General features: G+C 65.9%; 18 protein-coding genes. 14 read left to right on the top strand and 4 right to left on the bottom strand.

Annotated features, from left to right (window positions below):
* Positions 1-41 precede the first annotated feature (41 nt).
* Positions 42-3,776, top strand: coding sequence for a DUF6519 domain-containing protein (locus ENSA7_RS27435; RefSeq protein ID WP_106092318.1), 3,735 nt, complete (start codon positions 42-44; stop codon positions 3,774-3,776).
* Positions 3,777-3,811: 35 nt separating this feature from the next.
* Here the strand turns inward: ENSA7_RS27435 and ENSA7_RS27430 are convergent, their stop codons facing one another.
* Positions 3,812-4,636, bottom strand: coding sequence for a hypothetical protein (locus ENSA7_RS27430; RefSeq protein ID WP_106092317.1), 825 nt, complete (start codon positions 4,634-4,636; stop codon positions 3,812-3,814).
* A gap of 518 nt (positions 4,637-5,154) precedes the next feature.
* On the opposite strand from ENSA7_RS27430, the gene ENSA7_RS27425 reads away from it, so the two are divergent.
* The 9 genes from ENSA7_RS27425 to ENSA7_RS42515 all read left to right on the top strand — a co-directional run bounded on the left by ENSA7_RS27425 (position 5,155) and on the right by ENSA7_RS42515 (position 16,331).
* A complete protein-coding gene (locus ENSA7_RS27425; protein WP_106092316.1) occupies positions 5,155-5,985 on the top strand; it encodes an oxidoreductase in 831 nt (276 codons plus the stop codon).
* 179 nt (positions 5,986-6,164) lie between these two features.
* Positions 6,165-7,283 carry a PD40 domain-containing protein gene (locus tag ENSA7_RS27420; protein WP_181234167.1) on the top strand — a complete coding sequence of 373 codons (1,119 nt, stop codon included), beginning with the start codon at positions 6,165-6,167 and terminating at the stop codon, positions 7,281-7,283.
* Between the two features lie 142 nt (positions 7,284-7,425).
* Positions 7,426-8,202: a potassium channel family protein gene (locus tag ENSA7_RS27415; RefSeq protein WP_181234166.1), complete on the top strand. Its 777-nt coding sequence runs from the start codon at positions 7,426-7,428 to the stop codon at positions 8,200-8,202.
* 172 nt (positions 8,203-8,374) lie between these two features.
* Complete coding sequence (locus tag ENSA7_RS27410; protein WP_146158189.1) at positions 8,375-9,295, top strand: hypothetical protein; 921 nt, start codon at positions 8,375-8,377, stop codon at positions 9,293-9,295.
* Positions 9,295-11,004 (top strand): serine/threonine-protein kinase, encoded by a 1,710-nt coding sequence (locus ENSA7_RS27405; protein WP_181234165.1) that lies wholly within the window; start codon positions 9,295-9,297, stop codon positions 11,002-11,004. The genes ENSA7_RS27410 and ENSA7_RS27405 overlap by 1 nt, the downstream gene beginning before the upstream one ends.
* A 64-nt stretch (positions 11,005-11,068) precedes the next feature.
* Positions 11,069-12,577: an RCC1 domain-containing protein gene (locus ENSA7_RS27400; protein WP_106092311.1), complete on the top strand. Its 1,509-nt coding sequence runs from the start codon at positions 11,069-11,071 to the stop codon at positions 12,575-12,577.
* 78 nt (positions 12,578-12,655) lie between these two features.
* A complete protein-coding gene (locus tag ENSA7_RS27395; protein WP_181234164.1) occupies positions 12,656-14,182 on the top strand; it encodes an RCC1 domain-containing protein in 1,527 nt (508 codons plus the stop codon).
* Positions 14,183-14,379: 197 nt separating this feature from the next.
* Positions 14,380-15,645: a hypothetical protein gene (locus ENSA7_RS27390; protein ID WP_106092309.1), complete on the top strand. Its 1,266-nt coding sequence runs from the start codon at positions 14,380-14,382 to the stop codon at positions 15,643-15,645.
* Between the two features lie 197 nt (positions 15,646-15,842).
* The gene (locus ENSA7_RS42515; protein WP_146158188.1) at positions 15,843-16,331 is read left to right on the top strand and encodes a hypothetical protein; all 489 of its coding nucleotides are present in this window, start codon (positions 15,843-15,845) and stop codon (positions 16,329-16,331) included.
* Between the two features lie 7 nt (positions 16,332-16,338).
* On the opposite strand, the gene ENSA7_RS27380 is transcribed toward ENSA7_RS42515, so the two are convergent.
* Together ENSA7_RS27380 and ENSA7_RS27375 are read right to left on the bottom strand one after the other, a co-directional pair.
* The gene (locus tag ENSA7_RS27380) at positions 16,339-18,003 is read right to left on the bottom strand and encodes a SpoIID/LytB domain-containing protein (protein ID WP_146158187.1); all 1,665 of its coding nucleotides are present in this window, start codon (positions 18,001-18,003) and stop codon (positions 16,339-16,341) included.
* A 39-nt stretch (positions 18,004-18,042) separates the two neighbouring features.
* On the bottom strand, positions 18,043-18,675 hold the full coding sequence (locus tag ENSA7_RS27375) for a CPBP family intramembrane glutamic endopeptidase (protein ID WP_146158186.1): 633 nt from the start codon (positions 18,673-18,675) through the stop codon (positions 18,043-18,045).
* A gap of 193 nt (positions 18,676-18,868) precedes the next feature.
* Here ENSA7_RS27375 and ENSA7_RS27370 point away from each other — a divergent pair, with 193 nt between their 5' ends.
* Complete coding sequence (locus ENSA7_RS27370) at positions 18,869-19,348, top strand: SixA phosphatase family protein (RefSeq protein ID WP_106092305.1); 480 nt, start codon at positions 18,869-18,871, stop codon at positions 19,346-19,348.
* A gap of 7 nt (positions 19,349-19,355) precedes the next feature.
* Here ENSA7_RS27370 and ENSA7_RS27365 read toward each other — a convergent pair whose 3' ends face one another.
* On the bottom strand, positions 19,356-19,892 hold the full coding sequence (locus tag ENSA7_RS27365; protein WP_106092304.1) for a YaeQ family protein: 537 nt from the start codon (positions 19,890-19,892) through the stop codon (positions 19,356-19,358).
* 256 nt (positions 19,893-20,148) lie between these two features.
* On the opposite strand from ENSA7_RS27365, the gene ENSA7_RS27360 reads away from it, so the two are divergent.
* The 3 genes from ENSA7_RS27360 to ENSA7_RS27350 all read left to right on the top strand — a co-directional run bounded on the left by ENSA7_RS27360 (position 20,149) and on the right by ENSA7_RS27350 (position 24,739).
* Positions 20,149-20,550, top strand: a complete 402-nt coding sequence (locus ENSA7_RS27360) for a LuxR C-terminal-related transcriptional regulator (RefSeq protein WP_106092303.1) — start codon at positions 20,149-20,151, stop codon at positions 20,548-20,550.
* A gap of 82 nt (positions 20,551-20,632) precedes the next feature.
* Positions 20,633-23,113: a hypothetical protein gene (locus ENSA7_RS27355; protein WP_106092302.1), complete on the top strand. Its 2,481-nt coding sequence runs from the start codon at positions 20,633-20,635 to the stop codon at positions 23,111-23,113.
* 42 nt (positions 23,114-23,155) lie between these two features.
* On the top strand, positions 23,156-24,739 hold the full coding sequence (locus tag ENSA7_RS27350) for a glycoside hydrolase family 10-like protein (RefSeq protein WP_106092301.1): 1,584 nt from the start codon (positions 23,156-23,158) through the stop codon (positions 24,737-24,739).
* Positions 24,740-24,746 lie beyond the last annotated feature (7 nt).

The raw sequence follows: 24,746 nt of genomic DNA, 5'->3' as shown, positions 1-24,746 counted from the left end.
CCAGCGAACCATCCCAAACCAAGCTCCAACAGAGACTGACCATGGCCACACAAGACATTTCGCGCTTCCTCCATCAACCAAACAAGCACTACGCGAGCGCGCAGATGCAGCAGGGCCGCGTCATCACCGACGCCGACTTCAACGAAGCCTCGATGATCGAAGCCGAGGACCTGCGCGCGTCGCTGGTCGACATTGTCTGCACTCGAGGCACGCCAAACGACGGCATGTTGGTGTCGAGCGTGGTCGATGACGCCTACGACTTCACCTTGGCGGCGGGAAGCTATTACATTGGCGGGCTGCGCTTCGCGGTTGACGCCGTGCCCGCTCCCGATCCTGCGCAGACGCTCTTGCGTCAGAGTGACTGGCTACAGATTGACGGCCTCAATGGGTATCTCCCAGCGGAGCCCGTGGATGGCCGCACAGATCTGGTGTTCGTCCGCGCCTGGGAGCAACCCGTGACCGCGATCGAGGACAGCGAGCTGCGAGAGGTCGCCCTCGGGGATCGCACCACCTCTGTCCGTATCAAGCGCATGCGGCAATTTGACGTCAAGACCGGTCTGGTCGCCGACGACTGCGCGGGTGCGTTTGACGAGCTGATCACTGAGTTGACAGCGACGTACGCGGATTCTGCGTTTGACGTGGAGAACAGCGAACTCCACAGTGGCGCGCGGCTTCAGGTGTTTTTCATCGCGTCCGACAAGAAGGAGGACCTGTGTGCCAACCCAACGAGCACCGGCTACGTCGGCGCGGAGAACCAGGCTATCCGAGTCGAACTGAGGCCAGGCAACAAGCTGGTATGGGGCTTCGACAACGCGTCCAAGATCTACCGAGTCATCCCCGACTCAGAAAATCTGGACCAACTCACCTTCCTCACCGAGCCTGCTGATCTGCCATCCATGCCCCGAGCGGGACAAGTGGTAGAGATCCTGCCTTGGGGCGCGCTGCTCCCCAACATGGAGAAGGTCGCCGAGCAACAGGGGGTGATTACCACGGTTGCGACGACCTACGACCCGCAGACCAAGCTGCTCGTCATCAGCGATGCACTCGACGCGAGCTGGACGGATTGGCTGGCGGCGCATGACGAGTACGACAATGACAGCGATCCCGAAGGGGAGGAGAAGTATCTGTATCTACGAGTGTGGAACCGTGGCTCGGAACTGGTCGACGAGAGCCACCCCGCCGAGATCGACCTCGGCGAGGCACCGGATCCAATCCCAGACGTCACGCTTGGCACCACTGGGCTCAACGTCACGCTCACGCAGCGCGGTATCCCTGGCGACTACTGGATCATCGCTGCGCGCCCCAGCACGCCCGACGCGGTGGTCCCGTGGGACCTTGCCAGCGATGCCGTCCCACCCCATGGCCCCCGGCGTTTCTATGCGCCGCTCGCCATGATCGACTGGACTGTCGGTGTTGAGACAACATCGATCGTCACCGACTGTCGAACGCGGTTGCGTCGCCTCTGCGAAGGCGGCTGCTGCTCCGTCACGCTAGGTGACGGCAAGCACAGCTTCGGGATGGTCAACGACTTGGCAGATGCGTTCGATCTGATCTCGGACGGCGGCACGCTGTGCGTGCTCCCGGGCATCCACGTTGGTTCGGTGGTGCTCGAGAACCACATGAACATCATCATTGAGGGCTGCGGGCCGAAGAGCATCCTGCAGAGTCCCGCTCCCACCGCTGGGGATCCGATCGCGGGCGACGAGGAGCTCTTCTATGATTCCGTCTTGACGATCCGCGACTGCGAGCGGATCCAGGTCAAGAACCTTCGCATCCAGACCCACTCCGCCGTCGGCCTGATGATCGAGACCTCCACGGCCGTGGACGTCTGCGAGGATATTCTGGTCGAGGACATCTCAGTGTTCAGCACGGGGTCCGTGAACGGAGTCAACTCCGTGTATGAGTTCGCCGCCCCGTGCCTCGCGGTGCGCGGTGCCTCGGATGTGGTGATTCGCCGCTGCCACTTCGAGATGGACCGAGTGTCCAGCATCGCCGCAGCGGTCGTGCTGTCGGGAGCTCGCCTGCGCTTGCTCGATTCACGGGTGGCAGCGCCGGTCTTTGACGGCCTGCAGCTGGGCGCGATGGGTGGTGTGCAGATCCGCAGCGCCACCCACGAGGTCGACATCATCGGCTGTCAGATCGTCGGCGGGTGGGGCAACGGCATCTCGCTTGGCCAGGTCGAGTCCTTCGCGCGTGACACCGGCTCGGACGTGAGCGCGTGGCAGGCCCACAACTACCCCGTGGGTGGTGGCGCGGACTGGCTCGTCGGCCCCAACCTGGGCGCGCTGCAATACAGCGTTGGTGCCAGCGTGACCTCGTCGAACACTGAGAACGTCTGGCTCCCCGTCGGTCCCGTCGAGAAGGTTCGCATTCACGACAACCTCATCAGCCGTATGGGCCTGAGCGGAATCGCGTCGATGGAGTTCTTCGACTCCACCTACGACTGGGACGCAGGCTCGAGCGGGCCGCTGTTCATCGTGGCGGTCGACCTCGACATCTCGCGCAACGTCATTGAGGACAATGTGCAGATTACGAGTGCGTTGCCGTCTTCGCTGGCGTTCCAGAACGATCGTTGCGTCGGGGGCGTGTGCCTGGCCGGATCGATCAACCCGTTGATCCGTGGCAACCAGATCCTGCGCAACGGGACCGGAAGCCTCTACACCCCGGTCTGCGGCATTGGGTTGATCGCGGCGCAGAACGCGACGATCGAAGGCAATCGCATCATCGACAATGGGCCGCCCACGCCGGTCGGCGCGTCGGCGATCACGGTGGGGCTGCGAGGCGGGATCGCCATCGCCGAGATCGTGAAGCCGCGTGGCTATACGATCCCAGCGGAGGTCGAGGAGCAGGCGCACCCGAAGATGCCGGCCCCGGTGACGGATCTGAGCAACGCGCGCGGGGCTTCGGCGTTGGTCGTGCGTGGGAATGAGGTGAGTCAGCCGCTTGGGCGGGCGCTGTGGGTCCAGCGGGGGTTTGGGGCGATCACCGTGACCGGGAACACCTTCGAGAGCTTTGGGAACCCTGTGCCTGGGGATGCGATCGCGGGGGCGTCTTTGCAGTGGGTTAATGGCGGTGGGTATGTGCGACCTGCGAGTGGTGCGTGTGTGCAGATTGTGGACTATGGGCTTGCACTAGACGTAGACTGGACAGACTTCACACCGCCGAAGCCCGATTGGACGGATCGGTCAGACAGCGTTATATATGGAGGCAACGTCTTGGTCGCGGACAATGTCGCATCCCTCGATTGGGATATCATGGGAGGACATGCGTGTAGCATACTCGTGTCGACCCTTGGATCGGCGTTGTATGACTCGAATACAAGCTCGGTGGTCACGCGAAACCCGTACGGGCTGGCTCAGCAAGTGGGTGAGCCGAATGCGATAGAGACATTTCTTGCAGATGCAATCTTGAAGTTCGGAGCCATGTCGATGGTCCTAACGAATGTTTATATCGGTGGAAGGTCGACGGTGCAAGCAAGTGGCAACCGTTCAACGGAGGCGCAGTTTGACGCTCTCTTTTCGCTGGTCGTTGGGCCTGCACTGACACCAGTTGGAGACGACATTGGCGCCCTCGAGCATGCCTCTAGTCTCATCGCCAACACAGGAACTCATTGCTGGGTCGCCGGCGTGAGCGAAACAACAACGAAAGACTCGGCTGCGTATAACATAGCTATCTACTACTCCGAAATTATCGGAGATCTCGAATTGGCATACTCTGTAGTCGCGGCAGAACTCGAGCCCGACGGCCGGATTATCTCCATCGAGCACACCGGGTGATTTCAGGACGTCAGCAGGGCGCGTCGTACGATTCTTCATTGCGTGCAGCAACATGCGGCGCGGCTCGAAAGCCAATTGAAATGGACATCGCAATTAATATTGGCGAAATTCCCCCCTCCGCCATTTGCGCACACTGAGACGCTCCCGTTATAAGTAAGTGTGTAGCCATTACAGCCGCCTTTGACACACGTATCTCCAAAGCCCGCACAAATTTGGTCACAGTTGAGGCCTTCCCCTTCTAGTTGCGTTAGGCAACTTGACCAGGTTGGGCCGCACGCCCCATCGACACAAGCCCCGACGTTGTTGGCTTTGACCGTGCAGCTGTTCCCGCATTCCCCGCAGTCATCGTCGTTCGCCATGACGTCGATGCACTCGCCGTCGCACATCTTCTCGTTGGGGTTCGGACACTCGGGGTCTCCGTCGCCATCCCCATCCCCGTCGCCATCCCCATCCCCGGTCGCCTCCGAGCACACGTTGTCGACGCACTCGAGGTCACCGAGGCAGAGACCACCGTTGCATTCGCAGCCAAGCTCGCCAGGAGTGCAGTTGGGGTCCGTGCACACATCATCGACACACTCTAAGTCCCCGAGGCACAGCCCGTCATTGCACTCGCAGTTGAGATCACCCGGCGTACAGCCAGGGTCGCCGTCTCCGGGGTCTCCGTCTCCGGGATCGCCGTCTCCGGGGTCTCCGTCTCCGGGGTCGCCATCCCCATCGCCGGGATCGCCGTCTCCGGGGTCTCCATCCCCGTCCCCTCCGTCTCCCTTCGTGGTGCTGGTCCCGCTATCGTTCCCACAGGACGTGAACGCAAACGCGCAGGTCAGAGTCAGGGCCAGCGGGAAGGCTCGTCGAAAGTTCATGGCAAGCACCGATGCGCAGTCTCGCACGGAGAATGCGCATGGACAAGCGATATCGTCGCTACCGTTTCGCACCAGGAGCGGGGGCTGTGGTGGTCTCCCGGTTGATAATCCGGCGCTGCCCGAGCAGCGACTCCGGGCCATGTAGGGACCGATCGCATGACCGGCACAGGGCCGTAGACTCGTCAACGGATGCGACCTCCCAAACAACGACTCCGAGCGGCTCTCCGCGTGACGCTCCAGCTCTCCGTGGCGAGCAAGTGATCCGGCGACCACTGACCTGGCGAAGGCCCGGATGGCGAAGGCTCGGATGGCGTACCGCGCGCCATGAGCGCTCAGCGAGGTCCTTGAACACGATCGGCCAGCCGGCCTCGAGTGGAAACGCCTTCGCCATGGTGCTGAACATCGTAGTCGAGACCGCGGGCTGTCGCCCAGCTTTGGCGCGATCAGCTGACAGTTTGGCGTCATCGGCGAGTGCCAATCGGCCCGCGCTCGCCACACTTCTCCCAGGTATAACGACCATGACCAGCTTCGCCACCTCATCCACTGTCGCACTCGTCACCGGCGCCTCCTCGGGCATCGGCAAGGCCACCGCTCGCCAGCTCCTCGCCGATGGCCTGACCGTCTACGTCGCGGCCCGTCGGGTCGAGAAGATGGCCGACCTCGCGCTGGCCGGGGCGATCCCGCTGGGAATGGACATCACCAAAGACGACGAGGTCGTCGCGGCGATCCGCCAGATCGAGGCCGACCACGGCGGCGTGGACGTGCTCGTCAACAACGCCGGATACGCGGTCTACGGCGCCGTCGAAGACATCGACATCGAGACCGCCCGACGTCAGTTCGAGGTCAACCTGTTCGGCCTCGCCCGCCTCACTCAGCTCGTGCTTCCGCACATGCGCCGCAAGGGCGCGGGCCGGATCATCAACATGTCGTCGATGGGCGGCAAGATCTACACCCCGCTCGGCGCCTGGTACCACGCGACCAAGCACGCGCTCGAGGGCTGGTCCGACTGCCTGCGGATCGAGCTCGCGCCGTTCGGGATCGAGGTTGTCATCGTCGAACCGGGCGGGATCAAGACCGAGTTCGGCGACGTGATGGGCGGCCCGATGCTCGAGCACTCGGGCCAGGGCGCCTACGCGGAGCTCGCCCACACCATGGCCACCGCGACGACCGGCACCTACGAGAACGCTTCGGGGCCCGAGGTGATCGCCAAGGTCGTGGCCAAGGCCGTTCGTGCCCGGCGCCCGCGGACCCGCTATGTCGCCGGCTACATGGCCCGGCCGCTGCTGTTCATGCGGCGGTGGCTGAGCGACCGGATGTTCGACCGCGTGATCACCTCGGCGGCGGGCTGACCGGGTCTCGCCGGCCAAGCGGCTCACGTAACCGCAAACGTAAAAGCGGGCTGGATTGATCGCGGCGGATTGTGTATCGCCAGAGTGTGCAGCCCGAACCCCGTCCTACTGGAAAGCCCTCCGACCTCTGGCCGGATCAAGCCGAGGCCAAGTGGCCGCGCGGCTGCTTGATCGAGAACGTGGCAATCCACCCATCGCAACCTTGGCTCGCGGCGGCGTGCACCGCCACGGAGGAGGACACTGGCGCCATACTGGTCTTTGACACTCAGTCGGGGCGTCTGCGCGCGGTCACCCCGACCGAGGGCTTTGTTGGCTGGAGCGATCCCAGGCTGCTGCGGTGGCACCCCGACGGCCGCCGCCTGGCCACCAACGTCGACACCAACGGGATCGCGTTGCTCGATCGCGGTGCATGGGTGGGTCGGGCGTTCCCCGACGACACCCGCGATTCTGGCGTCGGCTATGTGTGGGTCGGCGAGCGCCTGTTCGCGGACACCGGGGCGTTCTTTGAGATCACGCCGGGCGACGATCAATTCGAGTTCGACGAGCTCGCCGCCCCTCGGTTTCAAGCGATCGAGTGGAACGCCTCGGCCGGCGTGGTGGTCGGGACCGTCGGGACCGGCGTCGCGGCCTACGATCCAGTCGCGGAGCGCGAGGTCTATCGAGAGACCCTCGACGCCTACGGGCACAGCGGCACGCTCAGCTGGTCCCCCGACGGTCGCTGGTTTGTGCGGCGGAAGTTCGCCACGCCGCCCGCCGCCGACGAGCTGCTGTTTATCTGCGGCGACACAGGCAAGGTTCACGGGGTCCGGCAGCCGAGCTCACCGCGCATTGATGAGCTCGCATGGGGGCCACGAGGGGCGCTGGCCGTGAGCAGCTACGTCCATAATCTGGCCACGGGAGGCCGCAGCGGGCGAAAGGTGGACATCTTCCGCGCGGGCGAGCTGGCCCTGAGCATCGACCTCGCGTCACGATCGATTCAGGGCTCCCACAGCATCGCGGAGGCATCGGGCATCGCCTGGTCCCCCCGAGGGGACGGGCTCGCGCTGCTGCTCGACCAGCAAGAGATTCGTATCATTGACGCACACAGCGGCGTCAGCTTGTCGACCTTTGCCGCTCCGGCGCCTCCGATCCCCGATGGTCTGCCCGACTATTATGGAAAGCGCCACCGGCCTGGGTTTGGCTTTCCTGGCGACCTCGTGTGGGTTGATGATCAGCGGCTGGTTCGAATCGCGCCGCACTTCGTGACGGTCTGGTCGATGGATGGTGAGAAGATCGCTGAGTTCGTCGTCGAGGGCTGAGCAGCGCGGGCACACTGAGCCACGCCATGGGGTGCCCCGGTTGACGATCGAGGGGCGCGAGTTCGACCGTGGCGCGACGCCGACCGTCGACCCATCGAGACCGCGCACCCTCCGCGAGCCCTGCGGGTGTAGTGTCACCCGCATGAACGACGACGACACCGCCGAGTCTGAGCGCCCGAGGGAGCAGGTATCCCGCTGGACGCGCGTGCTCGGCTGGCTCCGCTACGCCAACAACATCCTGTTGCTGCCGATGTTCACCCTCCTGGTGCTCGAGTCCATGCAAACCCGGAGCATCGACACCTTCGACAGCATCAACCATTTCTTCTGCGCGATGTTTCTCAGCGAGTGGCTGCTCGGGCTTTCGCTGGCAGACAACCGCGTGCTGTACCTGCGCAGACCCGAGAACATCGCCGACCTCGTGTCGTCGATCCCGTTCACCGCGTTCGCCCAGAGCCTGCGGGTCATCCGGCTACTCCGACTGTTTCGAATCGCCCGGGTGGCCATGCGCCTGCGTCGCTTCAAGGGCAAGAGCGCCAGGGCAGTGCGTGCCTTCGGGCTCGTCGCTGCGTTGGTGCTGACCGGTGCGCTCGCGTTTCGCATCGTCGAACCGGACAGCACAAACGGCCTCGAGGATGCCCTGTGGTGGTCGCTCGTGACCTTGAGCACCGTCGGGTATGGCGACATCACGCCGACGACCCCGGGCGGACACATGGTCTCGGCCTTCGTCATCTTCGCGGGAGTTGGCGTGTTCGGGTACATGGCGGGGTTCATGACCACCATCCTCGAAGATCCCGAGGAGGATGAGATCCTCGACACCGTCAGGCGCCTCGAACACGAGCTGACCGCGATGCGGGCGACGCTCGAGCGGGCGCTTCCGAGCGCAGCGCAGTCCGACGGTCCCCAGCACACGGACGCATGATTCTCGTGAAACGTTGACCATGGATGGCGATATTCGCGTGGTTCGGATTGGCGCCGTCGAGCAGGCGACCTAGCCGCCTAGTCTGAGCCTCGACACCAAGGTCGAACGTCGTCTACGGCGACGCCGGGCAGAGGGTCACGCCTGTGCGAGGCGCACCCGTACTATGGCCGCGATGTCGCCGCTCAGCCTCGCTCTGTGGTTGCTGTTTGGACCCGCTGGGCCCGACCAAGGCCGGGACGTCGTGGTTCTCGAACAAGCCGTCATCTCGGCGGGCCCAACAGCCGAGTCCGCCCAGCGTCTCGCCGAGGCATTGACCAACGCCGAGACGCAGGCGCTCGCGCTCATCGGAGATGAGGACGCCCTCGCGCTCCTCGATCGGGCAAGACTGGCGCTCGTATCCATTCACCTTGCGCTCGGGGACAGCGTCGAGGCCGAGGCCGCGATGGACGAGGTCATTCGCTCGGCCATGGGCCGCCAGGTTGGGGCGGGGAACTTTGGACCGGTCGTGCTCGAGCTCTACGAGCGTCGCCTGCAGGCGCTGCGGAATACCGGCACGTCGACGATCGCCATCACCTGCCAAAGCTGCGAGATCATTATCAACGAGACCCGAGCGAGCAATCCCGAGCTTCCGCTCTACCTCGGTCGCTACCGCGTCTGGGTTGTGTTCAGCGACCCCAACCGCGGCCCCGAGCACCTGGTGATCGAGCTGCACGAACCGGGGATGGCTGCGCGACGCTCGTTCCTCACGAGCAGCGAGCGGCCAATCGGCGAGGACGTGCCCGGAGCAACTCAGGATAGGCGGACTCGCCTGCTCCCGCGCTGGGCTGAACTCAGCATGGCTTCGGCCGGGGCGGCCCTGCTCATCGGCGGGGTCGTTCTGGCGGCGCTGAACGGCACGTGCAGAGGCGAGGCCCTCGGAGGAGACACTGAGACATGTCCACAACTGCACGAGAATCATCCCCAAGACAAGGTCCTGATCGGTCTCGGCGCTGGCGCAATGGTTGCGGCTGGGGTCGTGTTGACGGTCGATGAGGTCCGGATCGGCCGCGCCCGCGGTCGCCAAGCGATGTTGACATGGACAATTCAGTTTTAGTGAATGAGACCTGTCAGGTCGGGCCCTACACGCTCGTCCGCCGCCTGGGCGTCGGAGGTATGGGGGAGGTTTGGGCCGGTCGGCGCTCCCATGAGACCGGCGCCTGCAAGACTGTAGCCGTCAAGCTACTCACGCCCGAACGGACCCATGACGAGATCTCCCGGCGCATGTTCGACGACGAGGCCCGGCTGTCGATGCTGTTGGGCAACTCCAACATCGTTCAAGTGTTCGACGTCGGCGAGGACGCTGGCGTTCGCTACATGGCCATGGAGTGGGTCGACGGTCGCAACCTCGACGAGCTGAGCGGCGCCCTGCGTGAGCGTGGCGAGACGCTCACGCTGTCGGTGGTGGGCTATGTCGTCGGGGAGATCCTCAAGGCGCTGGCGTACGCGCACGAATTCGAGCACGAGGGCTGCCAGCGGACGATCGTCCACCGCGATGTCTCAGCCCAGAACGTCATGCTCTCCGTCGCTGGCGAGGTCAAGCTGATGGATTTCGGCATCGCCCGCGTCGCGTCCGAGGAAACCAGCGGTATTCACGTCAAGGGCAAGCTTCGCTACATGCCGCCCGAACAATTGCGCGGGGACACACGCGCTCCAACCATCGATCTGTTCGCGGTCGGAGCGATCCTCCACGAGCTACTCGACGGCCGGCGTTTTCGTTCGGGCGTCGTTGACGAGGCTCGCCTTTACGGCATGGTCCTCGATGGCGAGATCCCGCCGCTCACGTGCCCGCCGGGGCGTCTCCCGAGTGAGCTCGAGGCGCTGAGAAGCGGCCTGTTGAAGGCCGACGTGGACGAGCGCATTCAATCAGCGCGCGAGGCCCATGGGTACCTCGCGGCCTGGCCCGGCTATCGGGATGCAAAATTCGAGCTGCAGGATCTCGTCCGGCAGTTCACGACGCCTGCGAGCTCGAGCAAAGAGATGGTCACCCTCTCGCACATCTCGCATACCCACCCTCACTCCTCGAGGAGTAACCCCCACAATTTGCCGACAGCTCCGCTCGCTCCGCGTGGATCGTCACGATTCCCCTCCGCGTCCGCGACCACCGAGCACTCGGTCCTCGCCCAGGTGTTGTCACCTCCGGAGAGCTCGATTCGTGCCAGCTCATCCTTCGCCCTGCGTATCGCACTGCCTCTGACCGGGCTGATGATGTTCGGGATCAGCTTGGTCTCGTTCGCACTCCACGGTGACTCACCGGACGCCGAGGACCCGCCCGAGCGAGCCCCGTCCGCCGCGCCCGAGCAACGGGCTGCACGCAACTCAAACGAAGAAGAAGACTCCCCCCTTAGCGGGACCGCGGAAACACAGCCACGTCCGCATCCGCCGGAGGCGCCCCCCTCGACACCGACGCAGCCACTCGCGCCATCGAGTCCGCCCAAACCGCGCGACGCTCCGTCCGCGATCGAGCCCGACGCGCCCGACGAGCCGGACGCCGCCGTTCCCCAACCACCCGCCCGCGTGACCGTCGAGATCAGCGCACCAACGGTATTTTGGATCGAGATCGAGATTGGCGGCAGAGTTTACTCGCTCGATCGCATGGGTGGGAAGACACAAGCTCGCGCTCGACTGCGACCGGGGACCTATCGGGCGCGCTACCGCGACAGTGCCCGCGGAGCCTGGAAGTCGGGCGGAACGGTGACTATCCCCGAGACCAAAGGAACGCTGCGGCTAACGCTGCAACAGTCGGGACACCTCAAACTCGAGTAACCCCGCATTGCGTCACATAGCCCACAGCAGCACATTGTCTGTTCGAGAACAATGAGAACCGCCTATGCACGACCGAGCTACGATTACCAAATTACCCCTCCTCGTTTCGATCATGCTGGCATGCGGCACCGCCGGAATCGATGACAGTGTCACCGACGGTTCCAACAGTGACTCCACCGAGACGGGCGTTGCGACGACAACGGGCGACGGCGACATGAGCTGTGACGGTGAACTTGGCTGCGCCTGTGCCCTCAACGAGACCTGCGTGGACGATCTAATGTGCAGCGAGGGGACGTGCGTGTCTTCGACGTGTGGTGACGGAGTCATCAGCGCAGGCGAGAGTTGCGATGACGCCAACGTGACAAACAGCGACGGCTGCAACGCAGACTGCCAGCCGACCGAGGTCGTCGAGATCAGCGCAGGCGGCTACCACACCTGCGCTCTGTTCAATTCCGGGGAGGCCCGGTGCTGGGGCCGGGGAAATTACGGTCAGCTCGGGCAGGGCAACACCAATCTCATCGGCGACTCAGAGACCCCCGCGTCCGCGCTTGCGATCGTGCTCGCCGCCCCCATCATCTCGATCCGCGCTGGAGACCAGCACACTTGTGCCTTGCTCGACACCGGGGGGGTCGCATGCTGGGGGCTGGCCGCCTTGGGTCGGCTCGGCTACGCGAACACGAGTAACATTGGCGATGACGAGCTCCCTGTCGTCGCTGGGACAGTACAGCTAGGTGAGGTGGCGATCGCCATCGACGCAGGAGACACATACACCTGCGCCCTTCTCAACACCGGCTACCCGATCTGCTGGGGGAGCGGCGGCTACCACTTGGGGCAAGAAGACACCAACAACCATCTCGGTGATGACGAGCACCCCGGAAGCGCCGCGGTCATTGATGTCGGTAGCACGTCTTCAATGATCGTGGCCGGCAGCTCGAGCGCTTGTGCGCTACGCGACGACGATGAACTGATCTGTTGGGGAAACAACAGCTATGGCGAGCTCGGCCTGGTCAGTCTGTCGAACCAAATCCCCATCTCACAGGCGATTGGAATGCCCGCACAGATCCCGAAGCCGCCCTTGATGCTCGACTTCGGCTCGCAGCACGCCTGCGCCATCTTCAAAGACACGAACCACCTTTCCTGCTGGGGCCACCATGCCTCCGGCAGGCTGGGCTACCCGGGCCAGGCTGAGGACATTGGCGACAATGAGCAGCCGGGCAACTCCGTCGTTCTTGGCGGTACACCCATCGCCGTAGCCACTGGTGACGCACACAGCTGTGCTGTCCTCGAAGACGGTGATGTCCTGTGCTGGGGCCAGGCGTCCGCGGGACAGCTCGGCTACGGCAACACGAACATCATCGGCGACAATGAGACACCGGAGGCTGCTGGGGCGGTGGCGATCGGTGGCCCGGCCGTGGCGGTCACCGCCGGCCGCCAGCACACCTGTGCCCTGCGCGACGACAACGAGGTCGTCTGCTGGGGCGAAGGATCGTGGGGCGCGCTCGGCTACGGCACTCCGGCAGACATCGGCGACAACGAGACCCCGGAGACCGCCGGCGTCGTCGAGGTGTATTGAGCCATGACGATGCCACGCGCACGCCTTGTCCTACTCGCCCTCGGCGCGAATAGCTGCGGCTATGTTGCCAACCCTGCGGTGCTCGACAGTGACGGTGACGGCACGAGTATCTCGGCCAGCGACGGCGGCGAGTCGTCGGTGCTCGAGACCGGTAACACCGACGAATCCTCGACGACGACGGATGCCGACACGAACTCCGTCGATGAGTCCGACACCGATGAGACGCAGGGTTGCCCGCCGGGCACGCTCGACTGCCCCTGCGACATCGGTGAGGTCTGCGCGCCAGGCCTGCAGTGCGAGGCTGGTCTATGCGAGCCGATGCCCGTTTGTGGCAATGGCATAGTCGAGACCGGAGAGCAGTGTGACGATGGCAACGTCGGTGGCGGCGACGGCTGCGAAGCCGACTGCAGCTCGACCCGCATCGTGCAGATCACCGCGGGTGGCAATCACACTTGCGTCCTGACCGATGCCGGGGACGTGATCTGCTGGGGCCACAACAATCGCGGTCAGCTAGGCTATGGCCATGTTCAGCCTGTCGGTGACAACGAGGCTCCGGCGGTCTACGGCGTGCTCCCGCTCGTCCAGTCCGCCACAGCGATCGCGGCCGGCGCCTACCATACCTGCGCCGTGCTCGCCTCGGGCACCGTGACGTGCTGGGGGCAAAACACAGACGGTCAGCTCGGCCTCGGGCATCTCCAAGACATCGGCGACAACGAAGACATCGACACGCTCATCCCCCTCGACTTCGGCGACTCGATCCAATCCGTGACCGCCGGGTCGAGCTTCACCTGCGCACTGTCGGTCATCGGTGGAGTCTACTGCTGGGGGGGCAACGCCTACGGGCAGCTGGGTCACGGAAACCTGAGCCCGATCGGTGACAACGAGATTGCCTCAAACGCCAATAGCTTCGTGCAAGTCGGCGGCGCGGTGTCGAGTCTCCGCGCTGGCGCGCATCACGTGTGCGCCTCGATGGTCGCAGGGGGGCTCCGCTGCTGGGGGCATGGCAGCAGTGGACGGCTCGGTTATGGCAACACGAACAACATCGGCGACGACGAGCTCCCGAGCGCGGTCAGCTTGAAGTACGGCGGCGAGGTCATCCCGGTGGTCGCCGCTGGCAGCAGTCACACGGTCGCTCTCCACCCCAACTCGGGCTCTGCACAAATTCGAGGGTGGGGATCCAACAGCTACGGCAAGCTCGGTGTCGGCTCCACGGTTAACCACGGTGATGGTGTCGGTCCCCTCGAGGCGATCGCTGGCGTCTCCGGCACGGTCGTGACCGTCGCCGCTAGCAACAATCAGACCTGCGCGCTGTTCGACGACGGCGCACTCGGTTGCTGGGGGGCCAATTCCGCAGGCCAGCTCGGCCTCGGCTCGACCCAACACCTCGGCGACGACGAACTTCCCTCATCCGCCGCCAAGCTCTCGTTCGCCGCACCCGTGGTCCAGATCGCCATGGGCTTCGATCACACCTGCGTCCTGCTCGACGATCAGGATGTTCACTGCTGGGGCTCCAACGCATACGGTCAGCTCGGGCTCGAGGGCGTGGACGCGATCGGCGACAACGAGCTAGCGACCGACGCCGACCCCGTGCCGCTGTTCGACTGAACTGTGTCCGCACGGCGAGGCGCGTCCTCATGCGAACACTGCAAGCCCACGGAGAGGCCGTTGTCTATCGCCGCTGGCGATAGACAACGGGGTTGCCGATCGTGACTCCCAGGTTGGCATCTCGCCGTCCCGAGACCCACCAAACCACTGCTCATCGCCACTCCACGTTGGCCCCCGGCTTGCTAGAGACTCACGCCATGCCCTCGATGCGTCCGCTCGCGCTCGCGCTGATCCCGTTGGTCGCCGCGTGCAGCGAGCCCGAGCCCGAGCCGTGTCTGGTCTCGAACGAAGCGGTGATCGAGCTCGGGAGCGGCACTTTGTGTACGGTCACGCCGACCGGTCTGGTGCTCCACACCGAAGGTTGGGAGTTGGTGCTCGAGCGCCTGACCGAGCAAGGCACGCTGCAGGAGCTCGCGCGGATCCAGTCCGCATCGTCATGGTGTGGCACGGTCGCGGAGGATCTCGAGACCGAGACAATCTGGCTAACGGTCCCCGGTGAAGACGCCTTCGGCAGCGACGACATTGATCAACCGGGTCGATTATTGACGCTCGACGCTGATGGTCAGACCCTCAAAGAAGAGCCACTGCTGGCCGAGGGCGCGCCGATCTACATCGGGTCATCGCTCGCCCGCGCGGGCGAGCTATACCTCGCGGGCAGCGTGTATCGCTCTAACCCCGACGGCATCTATGACAGCGCGGCGCTGATCGAGCGACGCGATGCGAACGGAGCGCTGGCGTGGCGACAGACCGGCTACGCGAACTTCGTCCCTCACAGCGATGGCGAGCGCGAGTTCCACTGGATCGGGCAGATCGTCAGCGTCGGTGGCAACCTCGCGGTATTCGCCGGCCGCTCGGGAATCGACTCGTCTTCAATCTCGATGTTGACGCTGCGCGGTCTCGACGGCGGCGTGAACTGGACAGCATACGTGACCCCCGACAACTACAACGGCCCCCACGCTCGGCTCGCAAGTGACGACGATCGCACGATCTGGGTGTCCGAGGAGCGGGGACGCCGATACGACTACACAGAGACCACAGACGATCCCCCGCTGCTGCGGGTCGCACGAAGCATCGTGACGTCGCACGACAATAGCGGCTGGACGAACTGGCGTGGAGAGGTCGAGTGGCCCGAGCTCGACGACATCCGTGTCACCGAGGCGGTCGGCGTGGACACCTCGGTGGTGCACGTGGTCTCGGGCCGCAATGTCGAGGACAGGGCGCTGCGTCACCTGTCGCTCGCGCGGCAGGACTGGACCGGAGCCCTGGAGTGCACGGCTTCGCTCGATCATCTCGGGCTCCGGGCGGCGCGGACACTACACAAGCTGGACGACGGACGGATCGTGCTCGGGGGCGAGGTCGTGATCCCACACGAGGACGATCCCGAGGACCCATCCGACCACAATACGGTGACGGTACCGGCGATCGTGGTGCTCGACGTCGAGCCCGGCCCAGCGCCGTGGTGACGACGCGCCGACGGCTGCGATTTTCGGCGACCGCAGCTTCTTCAGGTCATGAAGCTCACACAATTATGCTCCTCTTGACAGCAACGACCGCGTGAGCGACGCATCTACGTATGCCTCGCTCTTACCTGTGTTTCACCGCCGCGCTCGCAGTCGCAGCCGCCGTCGTAGCCGGATGCCGGAAGGGCGACTCCGGCGAGATGTATTTCTGTCAGGGGACCTACGCGCTGTGCACCTCCGCGCCGTGCGTACCGATCCCGAACTCCAACCAGGCGACTTGCTCCTGCGAAGTCTTACAAGGCAGCAGCATGGCGGGGGCCCCCTGCGACACCGTAGCGCCCGGCAAGGACTCGAGCGGCAACGAGACAGTCTATTCGATGTTCTCGCTCGCTCAGTTCAACGAGGGTGATCGGGTGATGTTCTGCGCCAAGGACAAGCCGTGGAGTTGGTGCCTGGACAAGCCCTGCACCGTCGACCCCAAGGACCCTGGGCGCGCCAGCTGCATCTGTGACATCGTCACCGACAGCAAGCACGCTTGGCTGACGCTCGGCGGTGACTGCAATACATCGACCTGCGACACCGCGTACTGGTCGGCGGCCACGCTCGAGGACTTCGACGCCGGCACCAAGTTCTTGCGAAGCCACGGGCAAGACATCGAGCCCCAGTGGTGCGAGGGCTCGCGGCCTTAGAGCTAGCCTACCAGAGCCGGACCAGCTTCGAGTCACGATAGTAGTGATTCAAGATCGGCCCATACGTCTTGCCATCCGCGGCCATCCCCATCGCGCCGTGCTGACACAGGCCAACACCGTGACCATGCCCGCCACCGCGCAGCACAAAGCGGCCGAACTCGTCGCGCCGCTCGTCGATCACGAACATCGATGACTTGAGCCCGCCGAGCGCCCTGCGGATCCGCAGCTCGCCGTGAAGCTCGACGCGCTCGCGGGTCCCGTGCAGGCTGGCGTGGGTCGCTCGACCGCTGCGGCCGCGAGCGTGGATCTCGATTCGCCGCAGGTCGCCAAAGCTAGGCGGAACCTCGGGATTTCCGGCGACGGCGGCGGGATCCAGCGCGACCGTCCAGCGATAGGCCGAGGCCACGTGGCTCGAGCTCGGCTTGCTGTAGGCGGCGGGGCTCGAGCTCAGCCAGGCGTCGATGTTGGCGGCGTCGATGCCCTTGGCGAAGTCTTCGCCCAGCTTGGGATCCGGGGTCGCGCGCAGCTGCGGATCGGCCGGGCTCGCCCACACCTGCTCGTTGTGCTCGGTGTGGCCGCCGCAATTGGCCGAGTACACGGTGTCGACCAGCTGCGACTCGTTGGGCCGCATCAGGACCCGCCCGATCGTGCGCTCGACGGCGGTGTTGGTGCGCGGGTGCTCGCTGTCGGCCCCGGCGTAGACCTGGCAGTGCTGGTGCGAGCACAGCAAGAAGGGATCATCGAGGTGGCGGCTGCCAACCTTGGCGAGCAGCTGACCGCGGGCCGCGACGGCCTGGGCCTTGAGCGCCTCGCTCGGCGCCGAGGCATAGATCTCGGCGGGCACCAACCCGGACAATAGCTCGGCCTCGCCGATCAAGTTGACGACAGCCAGCTCGCCCTTGCGATCGATCGCCACATAGATCTGCCCGCGATAGCGGCGATCTTCAGACCCACCCCCACCCTCGTGGGCGACGTCGTGAACGGTCATCTTGTCGGCGCGCGTGGGCGAGAACCACAGCACGCCCTCGGCTTCGACCTTGACGCCGGTCTCGAGATCTTCAGCCAAGATCCGCCCGCTCGCGCGGCGCTCGATCTCGGGGTGCAAGCGGGGGATCAAGCCGTGGCGCTCGGCGAGCTCGCGGGCCCGGGCCTCGGCCTCGCGCTCGGACGAGAACAGATCCGTCGTGAGCAGCACCCGCCGGGTGTCCAGGACCTTGCCCGAGACGCCGAAGAGCGTTCCGACCTCGCGCTCGGCCACGTCGAAGCCCTTGCCCCGCCAGACCTTGGCGCGCTTGTCGACCTGGCGCAGCTCGGTGGCCGGGACCGCGTCGAGCACGACCCGAAATGACTGCTTGGACGCGGTCGCGTTGGTGACCCGAATGCGCCACCGCCCACCACCGACGATCGCCGTGCCGCCGTCGCCCGAGGGCAGCGCCTGCAGTCCACCCGCGGCCGAGAGCTGGACCTCTTTTTGACTGCGCATCACCCCAACGCTGATGCGCGGGCGGCCGAGATCATCGAAGTTGAACTGATTGCTGTAGAGCAGGTCGAGCCGCTCGGCGAGGCTCACGTCGGCACCTCGCGCGAATCGAGGCACCAGGCTGGACGCGCCCGTCACCACGATCGCGCCGCACAGCGACTGCATGAAGCGTCGGCGCGTAGTCCCGGACATGCGCTGGGTGTCGCACCACCGGGCGCGAACACCAAAAAATCAACGAACTCGCGGCGGCGTGGAGACCCGCGGCCTGACGGGCCTGCGCACGGCGATCGCCGGGGCCCGACGCGTGATGTAGGCCAGGTTGACCAGGTTGATCACGAAGTGAGCCGCGACTGCAGCCCCGAGGTTGCCCGTCCACATGGTCAACCCGGCCAGGCACAAGCCCAGCAGCCCGGCGGAGACGGTCCACGGCCACAGCTCGCGGCGCGGCGGCACGTGGATCAGGGCAAACACCAAGCTGCTCAGCCACGGACCCCAGGCGTCGAGCATGGCGCCGCGAAAGAAGATTTCTTCACCGATCGCGCTGGCCGAAGCCAACAGCAAGAGCTCGGTCCCCGACGGCCGCCCCAAGATCGCACGAAACTCGCGATGCAAGGCCGGCAGCCACGACCAGCGACGCTCGAACACCCGAAACCCGACCACTGCGAGCAGGCCGAACCCGACCCCGAGCAGCGGCGTCCACAGCAGCTCGAGATTGCCGACTCCCGGCCCGCGCCAGCAGTCGTTGTTCTCCTGGCTGATCGCGTGCCACATGAACCCCGCCAGCGCGAGGGCCAGATAGAAGCTCGCAACCACGTGGGCGCGGGCGGCTGTCGGCCTCGGCGTTTGTTGTCGGAGCAGCGGCACCGCGGTCAACCATATCCAGGCGATCGGCGGTCTGCCAGAGACGGCGCAGATTCAGCCTGGGGCCTCGCTCGAAACCGCGGTTTTCCCGCTGTCCGGTTCGGGGCCGACGCGGCCCACCCGAGCGACGAGTCGGCAACGGCAGGAGTGCCTGGCGCCGTGAGCTCCAGCCAGGCGTGTATGCTCGCAGGCGATCATGCTCGTGACCCTCGTCCGCCATGGTGACGCGCGCTCGTCTGATAGCGACCTCGGCGACGCCGGTCGCTGCCTGTCCACGACCGGACGCGACGAAGCCCGCGCGACGGGCCGCGCGCTGGCGGAGCGCGGGGTGACGCCGACCCGCGTCTGGTCCAGCCCGCTGGTGCGCGCGGTCCAGACCGCGGAGCTGATCGTCGGCGAGCTCGAGTACAACGGCGTGATCGAGGCGCGCGATGACGTGTACCCGGACAGCCGACCGCGCGACCTGTTTGGTGCGCTGGCCCGGCTGGATGCCGACGCCGACGTGCTCGTGGTCGGGCACATGCCCTACATGGCCGCGGCCGCGAGCGAGCTGCTGGGGATCAGCGTGGGCGGGTTCGCGACGGGGGCCGCGTTTCGCATCGCGGTCACGAGCGCGCCGGGATCGAGCAAGAGCGCGACGCTGGTGTGGCGGTGGGTCGGCCGCTTTATCGACTGACCCACGCTCAGGCCGGGGCGATCCGCGTGACCGTGCCCTGGTGCATGTTGCCGGCGACCTCCAGATACAGCGACCCGCCCGCGACCGCGAGCGACCAGTCGTTGTTGCGGTCGAGCGAGCCCGCGACCTCGTCGAGGAACGGCTGATCGAGCGCGTACAGCTCGAGCGCGTCGGCCCGGTGCACGGTCCCGGCAGCCTCGGCCGCGAGCGCCTCGCCGCCCTTCCAGGTGTACACGACCACGCGCGCGCCGGTCTTGCTGGCCTTGTGCAGGCGCGAGACCGAGGGTGAGCCAACCTCGATCCAGCTGGTGACCACGCCCTGCAGGTCGTGCTGCAGCAGCGCTGGCTCGTCGCCCGCCGACACGCCCTTGCCAAACTCGAGCCCCTCGTCGTGTTGCAGCAGCCGCGCGAGCACCCGCGCGACGAGGTATCGCTCGCTCTCGGAGGGGTGCTGGGCGACGCGCAGATCCAGGGTCTCGTAGACGCCCCGATCACTGTCGGACAAGGTGATCGAGAACCGCCGGATCGTCGCGGAGAGGGCCATTCGCGCGATGGTAGTCGAGCAGGCGCGGCGGCGCAGCTGAACGCGGGCTCCCGCGGTGACGATCGGTGACGCCCGGTTCGCGGGCGCCACTGCCTCCCGAGCCTGGCCGGGCGATCAGGCGAAACGGCCGGCACCCGGCCCGGAGACCCGTTTGGCAGAGCGGCTCTTGCCCCGCCCGCGAGGTCGGGTGCGATGCCCGTCGGTGGCACTGCCGTCCCTGACGGTTCGCCCCCCGCCAGCGCATGGTAACGCCACGATGCACGCCGCCACTCGCCTCCACCCCACCGTTCGCTGTGATGCTCCCCTGCCCCTCGCCCGCACGCTCGCGTGCCCGCCCCCGCAGGGCAAAGAGGAGGAGCACGCGATCCGTACGAGCGAGCTGATCGGCCGGCTTGTCGATGTGCTCGTGAGCACATTCTCGCTGACCGCGTACGAGGAGCAGGTCGTTCACCACGTGCTGTTCGGTCGCAGCTCCGGCGCGATCGCGTGGCGGCTGGGGATCCGCGAGACCGCGGTTCACAAGCACATGCACCGAATCCTGTTCAAGACCCGCTGCGACGAGCGCCGCGACCTCTACGACCTCAGCCTGCGCCTGGCCGCGCGGATCGGGGCTGGAGGTCGGCCATGGACGGGGACCGGCGCGGGCCATGCCGCCTGACCCTTGGATCAACTGGGGGATCAGCTCAGCTTTTGTCTCGCCAGCTGATCGCGGGGTGTCGGGTCAGGGTAGGCTCGCCAGCATGACTCGCCCGCGCCAACTGCTTCGCGCTTCGATCTGTGTCCCGCTGGTGACGATCGGCCTCGGTGGATGTGGGGGCGACGACGCTCGCGCGACGCTGGGCGGCGGCAGCGAGACCGGCCTGACCAGCGTCGCGACCGAGACCAACGACGACGAGTCGGGCGACACCATGGTCAGCGGCGACGGCGACGGCGACCCGGGTGACGGCGACGGCGATCCAGGCGGCGGACCGTGCATGGCCAGCACCGACTGTCCCGACGAGCTGTACTGCGTGGACGGGACCTGCGGACCGGGAGAGGGCCCGTGCGAGACCCACGACGACTGCACTGGCGACACCTACTGCTGCGACGCGCCCGACTGCCTGCCCGCTGGCGAGGAGCCGGGCGTGTGCATTCCGTTCGGCGGTGGGCCGTTCGGCAACTCCAACCCCGAGTGTGAAGAGCCGATCGTGATCGGCCTGTTCGAGCCCGACGTGCAGTGCGAGTGGACCACGCCCGGGCCCAACGATCCGTTTCCCGATCACGCCAGCGTGCTCACGACGCCGCTGGTCGCGGACCTGCCCTACGACAGCGGGTTCGCGGGCGAGATCGTGATCGTCACCTACAACTACACCGACGGCGGCGCCGAGGCTGGCTGGGGCTCGAACCCGGCCTACCACGGGGTCATTCGGGTGCTCAACGGCGACAACTGCAGCGTGGTCGACAATATCCATGATCCGCTGAATCCGGTCGTCGCGGCCTCGCCCCCGGCGATCGCTGATCTCGACGGCGACGGCCGACCCGAGATCGTGACCCAGCGAGCCGTCACCGGGCTGGTCGCGTTCACCTGGGATCAACAGCAGCAGCGCTACGTGACCATGTGGACGACCGACGGCCAGTCCGACATCTCGAGCCTCAGTCGCTGGGACGGGCCGTCGATCCACGATCTCGACGGCGACGGCGAGCCCGAGGTCATCAGCGGCAGCGAGGTCTACGACGGCGTCACCGGGATCCGCCTCAACCCCGGCCAGATCTTGCCCAGCGCCGGGGCCGGGGCGATCTCCGTGGTCGGTGATCTCGACCACGACTTCGTCCCCGATCTAATCGCCGACGACGTCTACTCGTGGAATATGGGCGCGGGCGTGTGGGAGTACAAGGCCCCGGGCGGACCCGGCGGGCGTCACTATGCGTTCGCCGACTTCGGCAGCCCCGGCGCGCAGCCAGGCGAGTGGAACCCGCTGGTGCTCGATGGCTACGCCGAGATCGTGACCGTGAACAGCGGCGTCGTGTACCTCCACGCGCTCGACGGCACCTTGCTCATGCAGGCCACTGACGGCGGCACGATCGTCGGCGGCGGGCCGCCCACCATCGGCGACTTCGACAACGACGGCCGCCCGGAGATCGCCTCGGCCGGCGGCAACTTCTATCGCGTGTTCGACCTCGACTGTGACGGCAACGATCCCAGCTGCGCCGGGCCCTGGGTGCGGTGGTCCAAGCCCAGCCAGGATCTGAGCTCGGCCACCACCGGGTCGTCGATCTTCGACTTCGAGGGCGACGGCGAGGCCGAGGCGATCTACGGCGACGAGTGCTTCGTGCGGGTCTACGAGGGCAGCACGGGCGAGGTCCTGTACTCGGCCGCGCGGACCTCCTGCACCTGGTACGAGAACCCGATCGTCGCCGACCCCGACAACGACGACAACACCGAGATCCTGATCGGCAGCAACTCCAACTGCAACGTCGCGTGCCCGACCATCGACCCGATCCACGTGGGCGTGCGCTGTGAAGAGAACGACGACTGCACCTCGGGCAGCTGCGACGCAGGGTTTTGTCGCTGCGTGGACGACAGCGAGTGTCTGGTCGGCCACGCCTGCACCGTGCCGCTGCCCAACACGCCCGGCGCCGGGGCCAACACCTGCCGCGCGACCCACCCGCTGGGCATCGCCTTGACCGGCGTCCGGGTGCTCCGCGATCGCCTCGATCGCTGGGCGTCGTCGCGCAACCTGTGGAACCAGCACGCGTACTCGATCACCAACGTCAACGACGACCTGAGCATCCCCGACGCCGCGAGCTGGGGCTTGACCCAAAACTACCTGGATCCCGAGCTCAACAATTATCGCCAGAACCGCCAGGGCGACACGCCCCCCGAGGCGCTGCCCGACATCACCGGCGCCCTCGATGACGCCACCTGCTCGATCGAGGACGGCCAGACCCTGCTCACGGGTACGGTCTGCAACCGCGGGAAGAAAGCCGTGGGCTCGACGCTGCCGGCCACCTTCTATCTGGGTGATCCCATGGAGGGCGTGATCTTGTGCGTGGCGTACACGCAAGAGCCGGTGCCCGTCGACGAGTGCCGCGAAGTGTCTTGCGCGATCGACAATGAGATCGACGGAGAGATCACGATGGTGACCAACGACGACGGGATGGGCGGGCAGACCACGCTGGAGTGCTTCTCGAACAACAACTCGGACACGGTCGAGGTCGAGGCCTGCATCCCCGTCGAGTGAACTTGCGCGAGCGGGATCGTGTAGGATGCGGGCACAACCTGCATGGATGTGTCGCGTAGCTTCCCCGTATTAATTCTCGGCCTCACGCTCGCCTGCTCGCAGGGCACCGCCCATGACGACACCAGCTTGTCTGGCGAGTCGCTGGGTGAGACCAAGGGTGACGGTGACGGTGACGGTGATCCGGGTGACGGCGACGCCGATACCACCGACACCAGTGTGTTCGACCTCGGCGGGGGTCCCATGCCCGAGCTGGTCGATGTCGGGCACGCGCGTGAATTCCGAGCCGTGTGGGTTGCGACGGTCTACAACATCAATTGGCCGAGCAACGTCGGTTTGGACATTGACGCCGCGCAGGCCGAGCTGATCGACATCGTCGAGACCTGTGAGGCGATCAACCTCAACGCGATCGTGTTTCAGCTCCGGCCCGAGTCCGACGCGCTGTATGCCTCGCCGCTCGAGCCGTGGAGTCGCTTCCTGACGGGCACCCAGGGCGGCGACCCTGGCTGGGATCCGCTGAGTTTCCTGATTGAGCAGGCCCACGCGCGCAACATCGAGGTCCACGGCTGGATCAACCCCTACCGGGCCGCGGCCTCGGCGGCCGCGAGCTTGGCCCAGCCGCACATCGCCCTGCAGCAGCCGGCCCACGCCCACGTGTACAACGGCGGACTGTGGATGGACCCCGGGGCGATCCCGGTCCGCGAGCACGTGGTCGACGTGGTCATCGACATTGTCGATCGCTATGAGATCGACGGGATCCACCTCGACGACTACTTCTATCCATACCCCGACGGCAGCCCCTACCCCGATGATCTGACCTGGCAGCAATACCTGCAAGACGGGGGCATGCTCGCGCTCGCCGACTGGCGGCGTGACAACGTCAATGATCTGGTGGAGGAGCTGCACGACTCGATCTACGCCGCCGACCCGGACGTACGGTTTGGGATCGCGCCATTTGGGATCTATCGCCCGGGGATCCCCGAGGGCATCGTCGGGTTTGATCAATATGCGCAGCTCTATGCGGATCCATTGTTGTGGTTTCAGCAGGGCTGGGTCGACTACCTGGCACCGCAGCTGTACTGGCCAACCACCTACGCGCAGCAAGACTACGAGGTCCTGCTCGACTGGTGGACCCAGCAAAACCCCTCGCGCTACGTGTTCGCAGGAAACTACTTGAGCAAGCTCGGCACCGACGCCGACTGGTCACTGGCCGAGATGCTGCTGCAGGTCGAGCTCAGCCGCCTGTACAGCGATCAAAATTCCCTGGGCAACGTGTTCTTTCAGGTCCAGCCGCTGCTCGCCGACACCCTGGGCATCAACGCCGCGCTCTACGACGAATTCTACGCGCAGCCAGCCCTGACCCCGCCGCTGGCCGAGCGGCTCGACCAGGTCGTCGCGCCGCCGCAGGTGACCCTGGTCGGCGACTCGGCGATGCTAGACGCAGCGTCAGGTGAGCGCGTGCGCTCCTGGGTGGTCTACGTCGACGAGGGCGGAACCTGGCAGCTCGATCAGATCATCCCCGCGGATCCGCTGGGTGGTGACGCGGTCGGGCTCGGGCCCGGGCGCTGGGCGATCACGGCGTCCGGCTGGCACAACGTCGAGAGCCAGGGCGTGGTCGTCGAGCTGTAGTTGCGCT

This window comes from Enhygromyxa salina (assembly GCF_002994635.1).
Lineage (GTDB): Bacteria > Myxococcota_A > Polyangia > Nannocystales > Nannocystaceae > Plesiocystis > Plesiocystis salina_B.
Note: the sequence above shows the minus strand (reverse complement) of the source record. Positions and strands in the feature narration are given on the sequence as shown.